Annotated in this window: 20 protein-coding genes; 5 read left to right on the top strand and 15 right to left on the bottom strand. The window is 68.5% G+C overall.

Annotated features, from left to right (window positions below):
• Positions 1-17 precede the first annotated feature (17 nt).
• Positions 18-872 carry an alpha/beta fold hydrolase gene (locus ACVKXF_RS05425; RefSeq protein WP_456795104.1) on the top strand — a complete coding sequence of 285 codons (855 nt, stop codon included), beginning with the start codon at positions 18-20 and terminating at the stop codon, positions 870-872.
• A gap of 16 nt (positions 873-888) precedes the next feature.
• On the opposite strand, the gene ACVKXF_RS05420 is transcribed toward ACVKXF_RS05425, so the two are convergent.
• The 7 genes from ACVKXF_RS05420 to ACVKXF_RS05390 all read right to left on the bottom strand — a co-directional run bounded on the left by ACVKXF_RS05420 (position 889) and on the right by ACVKXF_RS05390 (position 6,512).
• Positions 889-1,521 carry a TetR/AcrR family transcriptional regulator gene (locus tag ACVKXF_RS05420; protein ID WP_456795103.1) on the bottom strand — a complete coding sequence of 211 codons (633 nt, stop codon included), beginning with the start codon at positions 1,519-1,521 and terminating at the stop codon, positions 889-891.
• A gap of 135 nt (positions 1,522-1,656) precedes the next feature.
• Complete coding sequence (locus ACVKXF_RS05415; RefSeq protein ID WP_456795102.1) at positions 1,657-2,307, bottom strand: dihydrofolate reductase family protein; 651 nt, start codon at positions 2,305-2,307, stop codon at positions 1,657-1,659.
• A 17-nt stretch (positions 2,308-2,324) separates the two neighbouring features.
• Positions 2,325-3,047: an SDR family NAD(P)-dependent oxidoreductase gene (locus ACVKXF_RS05410; protein WP_456795101.1), complete on the bottom strand. Its 723-nt coding sequence runs from the start codon at positions 3,045-3,047 to the stop codon at positions 2,325-2,327.
• A 53-nt stretch (positions 3,048-3,100) separates the two neighbouring features.
• Positions 3,101-3,670: a manganese efflux pump MntP gene (locus ACVKXF_RS05405; protein ID WP_123311385.1), complete on the bottom strand. Its 570-nt coding sequence runs from the start codon at positions 3,668-3,670 to the stop codon at positions 3,101-3,103.
• A gap of 292 nt (positions 3,671-3,962) precedes the next feature.
• Positions 3,963-4,817 carry a LamG domain-containing protein gene (locus ACVKXF_RS05400; protein ID WP_123311383.1) on the bottom strand — a complete coding sequence of 285 codons (855 nt, stop codon included), beginning with the start codon at positions 4,815-4,817 and terminating at the stop codon, positions 3,963-3,965.
• Positions 4,814-5,698, bottom strand: coding sequence for a S26 family signal peptidase (locus ACVKXF_RS05395; protein ID WP_456795100.1), 885 nt, complete (start codon positions 5,696-5,698; stop codon positions 4,814-4,816). The genes ACVKXF_RS05400 and ACVKXF_RS05395 overlap by 4 nt, the downstream gene beginning before the upstream one ends.
• A 160-nt stretch (positions 5,699-5,858) precedes the next feature.
• The gene (locus ACVKXF_RS05390) at positions 5,859-6,512 is read right to left on the bottom strand and encodes a COG1361 family protein (RefSeq protein WP_123311379.1); all 654 of its coding nucleotides are present in this window, start codon (positions 6,510-6,512) and stop codon (positions 5,859-5,861) included.
• A gap of 174 nt (positions 6,513-6,686) precedes the next feature.
• Here ACVKXF_RS05390 and ACVKXF_RS05385 point away from each other — a divergent pair, with 174 nt between their 5' ends.
• Positions 6,687-7,136: a MarR family winged helix-turn-helix transcriptional regulator gene (locus ACVKXF_RS05385; protein ID WP_456795099.1), complete on the top strand. Its 450-nt coding sequence runs from the start codon at positions 6,687-6,689 to the stop codon at positions 7,134-7,136.
• 45 nt (positions 7,137-7,181) lie between these two features.
• Here the strand turns inward: ACVKXF_RS05385 and ACVKXF_RS05380 are convergent, their stop codons facing one another.
• The 4 genes from ACVKXF_RS05380 to ACVKXF_RS05365 form a co-directional block, all read right to left on the bottom strand.
• Positions 7,182-7,742: an MOSC domain-containing protein gene (locus ACVKXF_RS05380; protein WP_456795098.1), complete on the bottom strand. Its 561-nt coding sequence runs from the start codon at positions 7,740-7,742 to the stop codon at positions 7,182-7,184.
• Between the two features lie 70 nt (positions 7,743-7,812).
• Complete coding sequence (locus tag ACVKXF_RS05375) at positions 7,813-8,787, bottom strand: nuclear transport factor 2 family protein (protein WP_456795097.1); 975 nt, start codon at positions 8,785-8,787, stop codon at positions 7,813-7,815.
• A gap of 125 nt (positions 8,788-8,912) precedes the next feature.
• Positions 8,913-9,560, bottom strand: a complete 648-nt coding sequence (locus tag ACVKXF_RS05370; RefSeq protein ID WP_221180523.1) for a Type 1 glutamine amidotransferase-like domain-containing protein — start codon at positions 9,558-9,560, stop codon at positions 8,913-8,915.
• A gap of 37 nt (positions 9,561-9,597) precedes the next feature.
• On the bottom strand, positions 9,598-10,188 hold the full coding sequence (locus ACVKXF_RS05365) for an SH3 domain-containing protein (RefSeq protein ID WP_456795095.1): 591 nt from the start codon (positions 10,186-10,188) through the stop codon (positions 9,598-9,600).
• A 90-nt stretch (positions 10,189-10,278) separates the two neighbouring features.
• Here ACVKXF_RS05365 and ACVKXF_RS05360 point away from each other — a divergent pair, with 90 nt between their 5' ends.
• On the top strand, positions 10,279-10,557 hold the full coding sequence (locus tag ACVKXF_RS05360) for a hypothetical protein (protein WP_456795094.1): 279 nt from the start codon (positions 10,279-10,281) through the stop codon (positions 10,555-10,557).
• A 38-nt stretch (positions 10,558-10,595) separates the two neighbouring features.
• Here the strand turns inward: ACVKXF_RS05360 and ACVKXF_RS05355 are convergent, their stop codons facing one another.
• The 4 genes from ACVKXF_RS05355 to ACVKXF_RS05340 all read right to left on the bottom strand — a co-directional run bounded on the left by ACVKXF_RS05355 (position 10,596) and on the right by ACVKXF_RS05340 (position 13,649).
• Positions 10,596-11,621, bottom strand: a complete 1,026-nt coding sequence (locus ACVKXF_RS05355; protein ID WP_456795093.1) for a S66 family peptidase — start codon at positions 11,619-11,621, stop codon at positions 10,596-10,598.
• Between the two features lie 388 nt (positions 11,622-12,009).
• The gene (locus tag ACVKXF_RS05350) at positions 12,010-12,213 is read right to left on the bottom strand and encodes a hypothetical protein (protein ID WP_456795092.1); all 204 of its coding nucleotides are present in this window, start codon (positions 12,211-12,213) and stop codon (positions 12,010-12,012) included.
• 41 nt (positions 12,214-12,254) lie between these two features.
• The gene (locus ACVKXF_RS05345) at positions 12,255-12,764 is read right to left on the bottom strand and encodes an N-acetyltransferase family protein (RefSeq protein ID WP_456795091.1); all 510 of its coding nucleotides are present in this window, start codon (positions 12,762-12,764) and stop codon (positions 12,255-12,257) included.
• Positions 12,765-12,839: 75 nt separating this feature from the next.
• Positions 12,840-13,649: a hypothetical protein gene (locus ACVKXF_RS05340; protein ID WP_456795090.1), complete on the bottom strand. Its 810-nt coding sequence runs from the start codon at positions 13,647-13,649 to the stop codon at positions 12,840-12,842.
• Between the two features lie 586 nt (positions 13,650-14,235).
• Here ACVKXF_RS05340 and ACVKXF_RS05335 point away from each other — a divergent pair.
• Both ACVKXF_RS05335 and ACVKXF_RS05330 read left to right on the top strand, forming a co-directional pair.
• Complete coding sequence (locus ACVKXF_RS05335) at positions 14,236-14,634, top strand: hypothetical protein (protein ID WP_134194774.1); 399 nt, start codon at positions 14,236-14,238, stop codon at positions 14,632-14,634.
• Positions 14,635-14,797: 163 nt separating this feature from the next.
• Positions 14,798-15,400 carry a hypothetical protein gene (locus tag ACVKXF_RS05330; protein WP_456795089.1) on the top strand — a complete coding sequence of 201 codons (603 nt, stop codon included), beginning with the start codon at positions 14,798-14,800 and terminating at the stop codon, positions 15,398-15,400.
• The last annotated feature ends 97 nt before the right edge of the window (positions 15,401-15,497 follow it).

The raw sequence follows: 15,497 nt of genomic DNA, 5'->3' as shown, positions 1-15,497 counted from the left end.
CGAACGGACCCGCCACCATGAGCGCCACCGACCCCGTCCTCACCTCGTACGCCCACGCTCCGACCAAGACCGTGCACGCCGGCGGTGCCACCTTCGCGTACCGCGAGCTCGGGCCGACCGGTGGCATCCCCGTCGTGTTCTTCGTCCACCTCGCAGCGACGCTCGACAACTGGGACCCGCGGATCGTCGACGCGATCGCCGCGACCCGGCACGTGATCGCCTTCGACCAGCTCGGCGTCGGCGCCTCCAGCGGCACCTTCCCCGACACCCTCGACAAGGCGGCGGATGACGCGTACACGTTCATCACCGCCCTCGGCCACGAACGGATCGACGTGTTCTCGTTCTCGATGGGCGGGATGATCGCGCAGGACCTCGTCGTCGCGCACCCGGGTCTCGTCCGCCGCCTCGTCCTGACCGGCACCGGGCCCCGCGGCGGCAAGGACATGGACAAGGTCGCTCGCACGACGTACTACGACATCCTGCGCGCCACGCTCACCCGGTCGGACCCGAAGGAGTTCCTGTTCTTCAACCGCGATGCGGTCGGTCAGCAGGCAGGCAGGGCGTTCGTCAAGCGTCTGGAGGAACGCACGAACGACCGTGACGAGGCGATCAGCGCCAAGGCGTTCCGGACGCAGCTCAAAGCCATCCAGCGCTTCGGCCGTTCGGAGCCGTCCGACCTGTCCTTGATCACGCCGCCGACCCTGATCGCCAACGGCGACCACGACCGGATGGTGCCCTCGGTCCTCTCCGAGGACCTGCACCGCCGCATCGCCGGGTCCGAGCTGGTCATCTACCCGAACGCCGGCCACGGTGGCGTCTTCCAGTACTGGGAGCAGTTCGCCCCGGTCGCCGCGGAGTTCCTGGCCGCCTGACCGCTGCACCACCGCTTCAGCGCGGCAGGACCGCCTCGAGCTGCGCCCGGATCGACTCCACGACGGTCGTCACGGTGGTCGCGGGGTCGACGGCCGACACCATCGAGACGAACACCACCGCGGAGACGACGTGCGCGAGCGTCGCAGCGCGTCCGTCGTCGAGGCCGCCTCGGCCGACCAGGATCTCCGCGACCGCCTGCTCGGTCTGCCCGGAGATGGCGAGCGCACGCGCGTGGTGGGGTTCGGACGGATCCCCGAAGGCCATCTCCCGCAGGTAGGTCCGACCGTTGGACACCTGGACGCGGTTGCACACCACGATCGGCGTCACGAGCGCGGTCACCGCATCGACCACGTCCAACGTCGCCGCTGCAGCGCGGCGTCCCTGCTCGAGCGCTTCGTCGTACTTCGCGTTCTGCACGAGCAGGAGCAGCTCACCCTTGGTCTTCGCGTACAGGAAGAGGGTGCCGGCACCGATGTCCGCACGCTCCGCGATCTGCTGCGTCGTCACGTCGTCGACACCGTGCTCGGCGAACAGTTCGCTGGCAGCAGCCGTGATCCGGTCGAGCTTGTCCTGTCGGTTCCGCTCGCGACGACCTGGGGCCTGTGTCACTGCACGCTCCGCATCTGGTCGGCGAGGGGGTCGATCCATCCTGCCACCCGCAGGGCGCCCCCAGGACCCGGCCGGCGGCCGTCGACGTGGCGCGCAGTGCGGACGGGAGGCCCGTGGCGGCCTGGCACCGCGCCTCCCGTTCGCAGGTCGGTGCGATCAGTTCCTCCCCTGCGATCAGCGCGCCACGCGCGAGAACGTGCGGTGCACGACGCCGGACGGCGACGCGACCGTCTCGACGGCGAAGCGCTCCTCGATGCCCTCGAGCCCGTCCCAGAGCCGCTCGCCCCGGCCGAGCACGATCGGTACCTCGACCACGTGCAGGTGGTCGACCAGGTCGGCCAGCAGGAACTCGCGGACGGTCTCGACCCCGCCGCCGATCCGGACGTCCCGGCCCGGTGCGGCCTGGCGGGCGAGCTCGAGCGCTTCCGCCGGGGTCGCATCGACGAAGTGGAAGGTCGTCCCGCCCGCCATCTCGAGGGGCTCGCGGGGGTGGTGCGTGAGCACGAAGACCGGCGTGTGGAACGGCGGTTCGTCGCCCCACCAGCCGGTCCAGCCGTCGTCGGGCCACGGTCCGCGCTGGGGTCCGAACTTGTTCCGCCCCATGATCTCGACGCCGATGTCCGGCCCCCACGCGCGCGCGAACTCGTCGTCCACTCCCGTGGTCCCGCCGGACGCGCCCTGCATCGCGCGGAAGGTGGCGGTGGCCGCGAACCACCCCATCAGTCGACCGTCGGCGTGCCCGAACGGCCGGTCGAGCGACTGGTCCGCTCCGGCACCGTACCCGTCGAGCGAGATCGCGAAGTTGTGGACCCTGACCGTCGACATGGCGCTCCTGTCCTGCTTCAGAGGGTGATGCCGGTCGCCGTCGCGAGGGCGTCGACGAGTTGGCGGCGGAACCGGGAGTCCGCGACCGCTTGGTGCGGCTCCTGCCGCTGCCCGTGGAACCAGTAACCGCCGTTGAGGGTTGCGTCGGGGTCGGTCACGAGGGTCTCCTGCGTGCGGTGTCCGAGCTCGAGGTCGTCCGACGCCCCCGCGCCGCCCATCTTCGTCGGCACCCAGCCCGGGTCGACGGCGTTGCTCAGGACGCCGGGCCGGCGCTCGGCGACCTCGGCGGCGAGCGCGGTCACGAAGAGCTTGGTGTCCGAGTACGTGTTCGTCTCCGCGGTGCCGTCCCAGTCGACGCCGTCCAGTCGGGGGCGGCCACCGCGGTGCATCCCACTGCTCAGGTACACGTGCCGGGTCGGCGCGTGGAGCAGCGCGGTGAACAGGTACGGGGCGACGACGTTGACCGGGATCAGCGCGCGGCCGGAGATCACGCCGGCGTTGTGCACGACCGCGTCGATCGGGTCGCCGGCGTCGAGGTCGCGCGCGGCAGCGATCACGGCGGCCCGGTCGGACAAGTCGGCGACGACCAGTGCGGCGCCGCGGTCGACGAGGTCGGCGACCGCTTCGGCGCGCGCCGTGCTCCGGGCGTGCACGACGACGTCGTGCCCGTCACGCAACAGGGTGTCGGCGGTCTCCCGCCCGAGGCCGTCGGTCGATCCGGTGACGAGGATGCGGGACATGCGTTCATCATGCGCCGGGTGGCGGAGTCGTGTGCGGCCGGAGCCAGCCGAGGTCAGCCGATGACGCCCGTGTGCTCGAGCACGATGTTCACGCCGATCAGGATGAGGACCACACCGCCGGCGATCTCGGCGGGCTTGCCGAACCGGGCTCCGACACGGCGCCCGACGACCACGCCGGCGAAGGACAGCACCGCCGTCGTCACACCGATGAGCAGCACCGCGCCGCCGATCGACACCGGCAGGAACGCCAACGTGACGCCCACGGCCAGGGCGTCGATGCTCGTCGCGATCGCCAGGACCAGGAGCTCACGGATCGGCAGGCGGTCGGTGTCCTGCTCGGTGTCCTCGTGCTTCGAGAACGCCTCCCACAGCATCTTGCCGCCGATCAGCGCGAGCAGTCCGAACGCGACCCAGTGGTCGAAGGCCGCGATGTACTGCGCGAACGCCGAACCGAGCAGCCACCCGAGCAGGGGCATGAGCGCCTGGAACGCACCGAACGTCAGCGCGATGACGAGGGCGTGCCGCACGTCGAAACGCTTCATGTGCAGGCCCTTGCCGAGGGCGACGGCGAAGGCGTCTGCGGAGACGCCGAGCGCGATGAGGAAGAGGGCCCAGAACGACATGGGGGCGGCGCCTTTCGAGACGGTCGGACGGAGACGCCGACGTCTCAGGACCTGATGATCCTGGCACGGTACCCAGCACGAAAAGGCCTGATCAGCGGTATTCGTCGCGCCGAATCCGGGGGTTGGTGCGCCCGCCCCGGACCCCCGTGGTCGCCTGGAAGCGCGGGAGGATCCACGACACCCCGCGTGCGGTCCGCCGAGCTTCCACGACACACCGCGTGCGACCCGCCCAGGTTCCGATCGGGAGGCCCGTGGCGAGCCCGCCACGGGCCTCCCGTCCGCTCTGGGCGCGTCAGCGGCCGGCTGCTGCGTGGGCGGCGACCTGGGTGGCCGACAGTTCCGTCCCGTAGACGGCCGCGTACCGCATGGACCCGGTGAAGTAGGGGTTCGCGGGGGAGCCCGGCCACCCGCTGACGGTGTCGTACCCGATGCGGAAGTAGCCGGTGAAGTTCTCGGGGGCCTTGAACGCAGCGTTCGAGGCGACCAGCGTGCCGTCGACGTAGAGACGCATGCCGTTCGTCGGCGACATCGTCGTCACGGCGTGGTGCCACGTGCCGTCCGTGTACGCCTTGGGCGACGTGACGACCTGGGTCGTCCCGCTGTAGGTGCCGAACGCGAGCTGTCCACTGGTGTTGAGGTAGAGCTTCCGGTCGTGCTGGCCGGATCCACCGGTCTGGCTGCTGCCGAAGCCGATGAGCTGCCCGCCGGCGACCGTCGTCCTGAACCAGACCTCTTCGCTGAAGGTGGTCGGGTTGGCGTACGAGCGCGAGGCGGTGACGTAGCTGGTCGAGCCGTTCAGCACGTAGGCGCTGCCGGTGTCGCGCGGGCAGGCGATCGGGTCGGGGGTGGCCGCCGTCATCGAGCCCTGGTAGGTGCCGTTCACACCGCGACCGGACCAGTCCGTGGCGGTCCTGGCGTTCGACGACTCGGTGAGCCGGTACGCGAACAGGGCGTTCGCGGTGTCCGCTCCGACGGCTCCCGTGCAGGTGAAGTACGGGGCGGTCGCGGCGGTGTTCGTGTCGTTCCGCACAGTGGCGCTGTAGGCCGAGCGCGTCGGCGCGAACTGGTTCAGCAGGACGACGACCGCCAGGGCGACCACGAGCAGGAGGGCGACGACGCGGCCGTCGCGCAGGTGACGGAGGATCACGAGGGACGCACCGCCTCGACGCGGCCGACCGCCAGGCAGGCCACGAGCGGGACCAGGCACAGGGCGATGAGCGCCACCCACCCGAGCGGGTCGAGGTCGATGTTCGACGTCAGCTGGTAGTGCCCGTTGCGGGTCAGTTCGTGGATGACCACGCGGCCGACCTCACCGTCGACCAGGTGCACGGTGTTGCCGCCGTGGGCGTCGACGCGGACCGGGAAGATGCCGGACGAGATGACGGTGGCCTCGACGCCCGTCGGGCTCGAGGTGTTCGTGATGGTCGTCACGTTGACGAACGGCTTGAGGACGAACGCGGCGTACGAGACCGTCAGCGCGGAGCCGGCGATCCGGAGGCAGGTACGGGTCACCCGGTCCGTGAAGGCGCTGGTCAGGGTGAGGATCAGGAGCGTGCCGATGAGCAGGATCGGAGCGGCGCGGAACAGCCAGCCGAGGTGCGGGACCAGGAGCGCCGGGGTACCGATCACGTCGGCCTGCGAGAGCGTCCACGGGTCGACGGCGCCGTTCACGTCGCCGCGGGTGTGCAGACCGCCGTCGGCGTCGATCGCGACGATGCGGTGCGTGTAGACGATGTCCGGGTTGGCGGCGGTCTCGAACGAGACGATCTCGCCGACGTGCAGGGTGGTGACGTCGACCGGCAGGTCGAGCACCAGGGTGCCGACCGGGGCGGCCTCACCCATCGAGGGGGTCTCGACGACGAACCAACGGCCGCCGGCGGACAGGAACAGGATCGCGGCGGTGAGCAGCAGAGCGGCGACCAGGGCGAGCAACCAGGCAAGGACGGACTCGGAGCGGGTGACCGCACGACCCCGGAGGACCGGACGGTCGAGCGTGCCGCTGAGCGGGATCGCTGCGGTCTGGCTCATGTCGTGCTCCTGCGGCTCGGTGGGGTGGGGCGCAGCGCCTGCTGCGCTCGATGGGACGGGGGTGGCGACGCTCGGCCGGAGGGGGGGTCGGTCGAGCGTCGCCGGTCTGGGGTCACGGGACGTCCCGGGACGGCTTGGGGGGTGCCGGCCCGGAGCGGGATCAGGCCGTGAACGTCCAGGTCATGGGGACCGAGGCCGCGAGGCCCTGGTAGGTGTTGCCGGCCGACGAGTCGAGGGTCACCGCGAAGTTGAACGGGACGCTGGCACCGGCGGCCGGGGCCTGCGGCATCGTGAAGGCCGACGCTGCGGCGCCCTTGAAGCTGGCGAGCGTGCCGCTGAAGACGGTGGTCGAGCCGGACGTGATGACCAGGTTCATCTTGGCGCAGAGGTCGGTCGCGGTGCCGTTGGCCGAGCCGTTCGCCGACTGGGTGCAAGTGGCGCCGGGGTTCAGCGTGAAGGTGCTGGCGGCCGCGGTCCCGGTGTTCTTGATGGAGATCGCGGTGTTCACCGTGTTGCCCGGCGTCATCGTGGTGCTGCCGCCGAACTTGTTGATCGTCGAGCAGGTCGCGGAGTTCGTCGAGACCGAACCACCGTCGGTGCTGAGGCAGGTGACGGTCGCGCCGGCGTTCTGCTCCTGCATGATCAGCGTGCCGCTGCCGGCGGTGTTGCTGCTGTTCGTGATGCTCGCCGCGAACCCGGACAGGGTGCCGGTGAGCGAGAGGGAGAGGAGCACCGCGGCGAAGATGCCGGCCAGCAGGGCCACGGGTGCGAAGCGGATCCGCTTCAGTGCGGAGGTGCGGAGCTTGGTGGACACGGTGTTACCTCATCGGTTCGGTGGTTCGCGGTGGTCTGGGGAAGCAAGTCACTCGGGCTGATTTGCTTCAATCATTAAGATAGTCATTGGTTGACCAAGTTAGCCACTCGCACACCTACCCCAGTGCGGGGGACGCTCGTGTCCCCCTGGTTCCGGACATGGAAGGATTCCCCCGTGACACCCGCCGCACACGATGACGACGCCGCCGACCTGATGGCCGCGTTCACCGCTGTCGTGCGCGCGAACGCGAGCCTGGTGAACCAGCTCAGCGCCCGCGCCGGAGTGCACGAGAACGCCCTTCGCGCCCTCGTGCTCATCAGCGACACCGGGTACTCCACGCCGACCGAGGTCGCCGGGTACCTCGGGCTGACCTCGGGCGCGGTGACGAACATGATCGACCGGATGAGCACCGCCGGACTCCTCGAGCGCGCGCCGAACCCGAACGACCGTCGTGGGTCGTTGCTGCGGCTGCTACCGGCCGGCGACGACGTCGTCGCGGACTACCGGCAGCGCTACGCCGCCATGCTCCGGGCGGTCGACGGCACGCACGGCGGCGAGCTGCACGAGGTGCTCAACGACCTGGCGACGAGTCTGTACGAGCAGGCTGCGGCGGCGGGGGAGTAGGGCGCCGAGCTCGTGTGCTCGGGTGCTCTGGCGCTCAGGTGCCCGTCAGACCGGCTGGAGCGCCTGCTGCTCGCCGGTGGGCAGCTCGACCCTGATGCGGTCACCCGTGCGGACGACACCGCCGGTCACGACGACGCTCATCACGCCGCCCTTGCGCACCACCGAGCCGTCCTCGTCCCGCCCGAGCACCGCGCGCAACAGCCCCGGTTCGAACCCGTTGATCTGCTGGCACGGGTTGCGCAGGCCCGTCACACGGACGCACGCCTCGTCGCCGAGGTGCAGCAGCGTCCCGGTGGGCAGGCCGAGCAGGTCGACACCGCGGGTCGTGACGTTCTCGCCCATCTGGCCCGGCTCGACGCGGAACCCGGCCTCGGCGACCTCGTCGAAGACCTCGGCGTGGAGCAGGTGGACCTGACGCAGGTTCGGCTGGGAGGGGTCACGCGCGACGCGAGACCGGTGCTGGACGGTCGTCCCGGCATGCGCATCGCCCTCGATGCCCCAGCCCGCGACCAGGGTGACCTCGTCGACCACGGGCTTGCTGAACCGATGGACGTCGTCCCGGCTCACGGCGATCACGCGCGGCTGCTCGTCACGGTTGTCGGTCATGGTCCGATTCTGGCGCAGGTCCGGGTCCGGCGCACCGGTGACGCTGGGTCGTTCGTTCGGATGCCCGCGCTCAGCTGGCCGGCACCACGTCCCAGTGCTCACGGATCTTCCCGCCGTCGACACGGAAGAGGTCGGCGGCGAGGATCGGGTCACCCGACTTCGCATCGACGCGCTGCGAGAAGGTCCAGACGATGTCGCCGTCGGACAGGGAGATGACCGACTGCTGCGCCGGGAACTGCGCGCCACCCGCGAACAGTTGCTTCAGCGCGGCCGTGCCGTTCGGCGCCACCGGGTTGTGCTGCAGGTAGGCCGGGTCGAAGTCGCGGTCGAGCACCGACACGTCGTGGTCACGGAACAGGCTGTCGTAGGCCCTGACCGCGAGGACGCGGTTGCGCTCTTCCTGCCGTTCCGTCGGCGCCTTCGTCCGGTGTGCGGGGCGGTACAGATCGCTGAACATCGTGTTCGTGTTGCCGCTGGCCGGCTTCCCCGTGGCGATCTGCTGATCCAGTGACCAGTGCTCGACGACGCGGCCGTTCGCGAGACGGAACAGGTCGACCGCGGCCTCACCCCGCCGTTCGTCCTTCGGGTCCGGTGCGATCTGCCAGTGCACGGCGACCAGGTCACCGTCGGCGGCCAGGTGCTTGATGACGGCGTGGGCGCCGGGCACACGGGCACGGTCGGCCGCGAACTGGGCGAGGATCCCGCTCGGCCCGGTGCTTGCTCCGGCTGCGTGCGTCACCGCGTCCGGGGCCACGTCCTTCGCCGCGAGCCGTTTCGCGGAGCGGCTGTCGGGAGCCGAGAAGGTGCCGATCAGGAGGCGGTGGATGCGGCAGGCGTTCCGGTGTTCGGTGGCCGTGTCGTGGCGGCTGGCGGTCGTCCCGCCGTCCGCGATCGAGGCATTCGTGGAGGTGGAGGTCGTGGCGGAGGTGGCGGGAGCGTCGGTCGACGCGGAGGCTGATCCGGAGACGTGCAGTCCGGCGAAGAGGGCAGTACCCGCGAGCACGGCGAGGCCGCGTGCGAGGAAGGTCGTTCGGAGGTTCGTCACGAGCACCACGATGCAAGCGCAGTCTGGAACGCGGCGCCGACTTTCCGAGTGATCCGCTCAGGTTGGTGACGTGACAACTACTCGTGATCCTGGGAGCCAGTGCGCTGCGCCGCCGACAAGACGGCTCACCCCGGAATCGTGTCGGACCTGATGACGCGCGTTCGCCCGCCGTCCACGGCCAGCGCCTGGTCGTCGTCGAGCGGGACCAAGGCGTAGGAGTCGCGGTACGTGTCGAGGGTCTCCTGGATGAGTTCCGGCGGGTACGGCGGCAGGAGGCCGTCCGCGTGCGGGACCACCGTCTGGTCGACCAACGCGAGGCCGGTGTGGTCGGTGAGAGCAGGCCCGTCAGCAGGGTCGTCCATCAAGGATGCTGGGGTCACGTCCGGTCCGGCGACGATCGAGCCGGCGCTCGCGCCGATGTACGGCAGACCAGCCCGGACGTGCTCCACCAACACCTCGTCGTTCCCGCTCACCCGCAGAGCCTCGAGGAGCGCGAAAGTGCTTCCGCTGGCGACGTACACGGCGTCGACATCCGCGAGGATCTGGTCGAACCGGTGGTTCTCGGTTCCGCGCACGGTGACCGGGACGACCTCGCCAGCGAGCGCTGCGATGGCCGCGCGTTCCGCTTCGACGAACGGGGCGCCCGTGAATGCCTGCTGCGCGTCATCGACGTAGGCGATCCGGAACCGGTCGAGCGCTGGATCTGCGCCGTTCGGTTCGGTCAGGAAGGGCAGGATCGCCCCGGTGTTGCGGGAGAGCAGGAGGATCTTCACGCTGCGTGACTGTAGAGGGCCCCGCTGACACGATCGCTCACGCAGCAGTGAGGACGCGGCGCGGCACCCACCCTTCACGACCGTCGGCGTTCCGACACCAGGACCAGCCGCTCTCAGGATCGTCCGCCACGAGATCGACGATCTCACCCGAACTCGCGGGGAGCTCGGTGGTGTCGTAACCGACGCGGACGGTACCTGCCGAACCGTCGATGTCGAGGTGGCGCGCGGGAACCCATCCCGTTCCGTGTTCGGTCGTCACGAACACGAAAGCGGGCCACTCAGTGTCGCGAGCTCCGACCTGGACGACGTCGCCCGGCCTGATCGTCAACGGCGCGCGTTCTGGGACCTCGTGATCAGCAGTCACCAGGCGAAGGGCTCGCCGGCCTGCGATCCGCCGCGTGAGCTTCCGCACGAAGACGAGCTCAAGCGCCACCATGATGGCCAGGCCGAAGAGTGCGAACGCGATGCGCGCCGGACTGAAGCCCCCACTGAGCACGATCACTGGCAGTCCGATCAGCAGGACGGCCCCTGCAACGACGTTCCACCACGATTCGACGAGCCCGGCGGGAGCACGGTTCGTCAACTCCGAGCGGTCCGTCGGATCGGTGCGGTCCCACCAAGACGACATGCTCGGACGTTACCCGGTGTCCTTGGACAACCGGCGGTCATCGGAAACGGTTCCGACCTGTGCGATCCTTCGGATGTGCACTACCGGCTGATGAACGAGTACAGCGTCGATTGGCCGCTGTGGGACGAAGACGGGCCGTGCGCCGAGGGCACACCGTCCTTCTCGCCGCGACTCACGAGCGAGATCCTTGCCTGGGCCCGCGACTTCACCGAGAACTACGGTATCGAAACGGGCTGGCCGACTGAGGCCGCTGCCCGCTCCCACGAACGTCAAGGACGTCGTCTCCTCCTCCTCGTGGAACGAGAGCTACCGGAAGAGCACGACGTCGTACTCGGCTACTGGGAGACCAACAAGCGCAAGGGCCTGTAGCTCCGACGCGTTCGGTTGGAGAACGCCGAGCCGTCGCATCACGGGACCAGGTGCTGCACGATCGAACTGTCCGCTCCGTTGAGTCGGACTTCTGCCAGGGCGCCGTTCACCAGTGGCATCTGCGGAGGCTGGTGCCCGGTGTCGAAGTCGAGGACTACCGGCACGTCGAGGTCGCCCAGCGCGTGTCGCACGGCGTCTTCCTGGCTCAGTTCAGGCGATGCGGCGCCGTCGGTACGCCCGATCAGGATGCCGTTCGCGTCGTCGAACCAGCCCGCGAGACGCAGTGAGGTGAGCATCCGGAGGACGCTGATCGCGTTGGACTCCGCCGCTTCGAGGTAGACGATCGTGCCCTCCGGGGCGTACTTCCGCGCGAATGCAGGCACGTCACCGTAGGGCGTTCCGGCGAGCAACGACACCGTCTCGAGGCAGCCACCGATCAGACGGCCGCGCACCCCCACGTCATCCGTTCCGTCGAGGGACCGCCACCTCGTGGGGGCGTCGTAGGCCCGATCGCGATCCAACGGCTCGTCCGCCCACGCTCCCCACGGACGGCTGCGTCGGCGAGGTGCGCTGTACTGCTCGAAGGTGCTGTTCGGCGGAAGCCCCGCGATGTCGGTCCACCGCGCGAACTCGGTGGGCAGCTCGTACGGCTCATCCATGAGGTTCGCGCCGTGGAGCGTTGCGAGCCCGGTCCGCGTGGTCAGGGGCAGCAGCAACGTCGAGATGTCCGACCACCCCACGAACCACGGGCGAGCTTCGGCGAGGACATTCCAGTCGATCCCCTCGACCAACTCGATGGCGAGCTCCCCGCCCCATGGTGGAAGGACGACGTCAGCTCCCTCGAACGCAGCGTGCAGGTCTTCCGCTCGCGCAGCAGCCGGCGCCGGGGTCAGACCACCCGTCACCGCGTGCGGGCGCAGTCGAACGTCGAAACCGAGGGTCGTGAGCGCATCGACCGCAGCGTGCAACCGCTCGAGGAGATGCGCGGGGACGCCCATCGACGGTGCCGGGACCTCGATGCGTCCCCCTGCTCGGAGCGGCGCTGGGTAGGTGATGCTCGCCATGGTTCGACCGTAACGGCCTCCTGATCATGTCCCGAAGCGACGGTGCACCGGTTCCGCAATCTCGGCCACTCACCGGGGCAACCAGGAGATGTCGATGCATCTGCCCGGTAGCCGATCGGCTAGCGGTCGCGTGTACGACGCTCGGCTCTGGCTCGACGTCGCTCGTCACGCAGTGCTCGCCATTCGGCATCCTGCTGACCCTGTAGCGGGCTTCGGCCCATGCTTCCACGAGCAGCGAGGAAGATGAGCACGACGACAACGACCAGGACCACCGGCACAAGAAACTGCAACAACAACATCGCTACCCCCAACGAATGACCTCCTCACTCTAAGCACCCGAGAAGTCCAGCAAGGCGAAAGATGAGGCCGCCATCCGGTGGGGGATCCTCTACCGGCCGCGCTTCGCCTTCCGAAGCGCGAAGCGCCACAACCAGCCGCCAGCACCGAGCCAGAAGAGTCCGAGTGCGGTGTTCAAGATCACCAAGATCACGTCGAGGTCAGGTCGAGTGAGACGAACGATCGACGTCGCGACGAACACTAGGCCGAAGGCGAGCGCGATCGAGCCGAGAACCTTCGCGCTCAAGACGTCCATCGCGCCAACCTAGCTGCTGCCGACGTCCGTTGGGCGATCGTTTATCGAGACGGGTGGTTGGGTGTCCCCATCTGCCGGACCCAGCGTTCCTCGTGCAGCCCGGTCCCCGGATCGATCTGCCGTTCCCCTCGGCGATCGAAGCCGTGTTTGGCGTAGAAGCGCTGGGCCCGCTTGTTGAACGAGAAGACGAGGAGATGAGCATCCTCTTCGTCGAGTGCAGCGCCGAGGAGGCTTGCGGCAAGCCCGGTGCCGTGAGCCTTTCGATCGACGTACATAGTAGAGAGCTCGAGGTTCGGCAATCTGCTCGAACCGTCCGAGCTGCGGCTCGTGCTCGCGACGCCGATGATCTGTCCCCCGAGCGACTCCGCTACGAACACGAGTCGACTGCCGGCGCCGATGCGCTCTGCCCACCGGTCCGCCGCTGAACCGACCGTCCGGGAGTTCAAGAAGGAGTCAGGGACTATGCCGCGGTACGTCTGCTCCCACGCCAGCGTCTGAAACAGTCCGATCGCCGCGGCGTCATCAACATGGGCCCGCCGGATACTCGCCATCAGATCAGTGTGAAGGACGCTCGCTCGGGCGTTGCGACGTCCCGCTTGCCGATCCCTCGCGGGCGTCTGGTCGCATCAGGGCCCTGGTTTCGGCTGTCGGCGGGGATTGAGGAGATCGCCGTCCCAGCTCAGGTCGTCATCTTCGTGCACCTCGAAGGTCTCGAAGCGGTCGTCCGCGAGGATGCTGTCGACGAGTACGCGTGAGCCGGCGACGATCGTCGAGTCCCAGTCTTCCTCCGACGCGACGACCCAGGCGTGATCCTCGGGCCAGATCAGCGACGTGTAGGGACCCTCCTGGCCCCAGCGGCTGCATTCCCATCCAGGCACGGTGCGCTGCGCCCACATCGGGTCCGCAAGCTCGCCCAGGCTCGAGCTGAACAACCACATGTCCCGACCTGGCCAGTGCATCTGTATGCGAGCGCGCGCGAGCGCGTTCCGATTTCCCTCTGCCCAGGGCGGATTGCCGGTGCCTTCCCACGCTCCGATGACCAGGTCGTCCGGGGTCCGTGTCGTGGCCCGCAGGTGCGTGGTCAGCACCGCGAGATCCTCCGGGTCGAACCACCCGTCGTCGGACTGACCGACACGCCACCCATCCGACCAGTCCCTGGTCTGCTCTTCGTCAGTGATGCGCCACCACTGCGCCAGGGGATGCATCACCCGGCCGTTGCGGCGCGCGACCTCGGCCCACCGCCAACGCGTGTGCTCGACATCGACGGAATTGCCCCACTCGTCGAGCGTGTTCGGGTCAGTACGGTGCGCATCTACCGGGTGCAGCAGCCTCGCGTACGCCTCGAAGCCCTTGCCAGCGACACCGCCGACAGTCGCCCATCGGCCAGCGCGCTCGACAATCCACTCACCACGCGCGGCTTCGGTCAGCAGAATCACCCCGTCAGCATGGCACCGCAGACGCCGGTGTCTCGCGCGAAGCAGTCTCAGTCGACGATCCGCTATCGGTAGACGATCCGACAGCACACGCCGTTGCTCGGCGGCCCCGGTAGAGTCGGCGCGAACGCCGAAGTCGACGAGATGGGGGTCTCGATGCGCACGATCGCGTCGGTTGCCATGATGGCCGTTCTTGCTTTCACCGCTGTCGGTTGCACTGACAGTTCCGGACCCGACGCCACTCCGGTCCCGTCCTCTGGTCAGCCGTCGGCTTCGACGTCTGCGGTCTCCGAGAGTGCTCCGCCGGAAGATCACGGGAGGACCGTGACGGCGAATGGAAGCGTCACCGGCGGTCCCTTGTCTTTCGTTTACACCGTGGCATCGGGGGACGCCGTGACAGGAATCGCTGCGCGTTTCAGTCTCTGTACTGCCGACATCTACCTCGCCAATGAAGAGCCAGAGGTATACGGGCACGAGCTGGCCGTCGGTCAACAGCTCACTATTCGCCGGATGGCCGGGCCGGGTCATACAGCGGAGCAGTGCGACCAGCCCTACCCCGACGGCGTGTACTGACCATGGGGATCGCGCCTTGAAGGGTCCGTCTGTAGAGCGCGGCTGGAAGTCGACACGAAGTGCGGTGTTGTTCTGGGTTCTCGCGGTGCTCGGGCTGCCCATCATGGCCGGCGCGTGGTTGTGGCTCAGTCTTGCCTCGTTGGAGGAAGCTACCGAACAGCCGAAGGCTGTTGCTGCGGGCACCACGATGGCTGGCACGACGCTGCTCATGGGCGGCATCCCGCTGGTGCTCACCCATGTCCTGGGACTAGTCGTCCTTGGCGCGGTTGCCGTCAGCGGGCGGTACCGCCGGTGGACTGGAATGATCGCGGCCCTGGTTGCAGTCGCTGTTGCCTCCGCGACTGGAATCACGTTCGTGTTGATCCTGAACGGCGGGCAGCTGCTCACTTCGGTGAGTGGTTCATACGGTCCGTAGCCCCTACCAGCGCGCAACATGATGCTGGGGTCCCTCGACATGGGTGGGCCGACGAAGCCAGATGCGTTCCGGCGTCCGGTAGCGGATCCGCTATCGAGGCGGCTCACTAGCCCCGTTCGTCTGTGTCGCCAGTACTATCCGAGGACGGCGATCAGGGGTGTAGATGGTGTGGGACTGGATCAACGAATACGGGTCAGCGATTGGCGCGGTAGCAGGTGTAGTGGCAGCGCTCGTGGCGATCTTGGCGTTGATTTCGGCTGCGTCGGACAGTAAGGCGCGGTCCCAGCCGATGGTGACGGCAGAGTTCCGGCCGGCACCAGACAACGATTCATCGATCGAGTTCGTGGTATCCAACCTCGGCGCGACTCCCGCGCGCGACGTTCGGGTCGGGTTCACACCCCCGATCACCCTGCCCGCAGTGACCAGTGGACTGGTCGCGCCGTACTTGGTGCAGCGGTATCAGCGGGCGATCCCTGTTCTCAATCCGGGGCAGCGTCTGTCCAACACCTGGTGGGCCGGTGAAGCCGGCTCGGGCGCCGAACTGTCGAATCGGGAGCCGACCCCGGATGAGGTGCGGGTCGATGTCTCATACAAGGGGCTCGGCTGGTTTCGGATTCGTGACTCCTTCGACCTCACCATCGAGACGGTGACCCTGACGACGTACAGTGTGAGCTCCTCGTCGACGAAGGGGCGAATGAAGACGATCGACGAGAGTCTGCGGAAGATCCGGGATCACCTTGCGATGATCGCGAAGAAGGTCAGCTGACCCGCGGTGTCAGTGCATGGCCGGTAGCCGATCGTCTATCGGACGCAGCAGAGAGGTGCGATCATCGCCGGATGGGTGAGGAAGCACTACTTGAAGC

The organism is Curtobacterium sp. PvP017 (assembly GCF_054060195.1).
The sequence above is the reverse complement of the archived record's forward strand: the minus strand, read 5'-3'. Positions and strand labels throughout refer to the sequence as shown.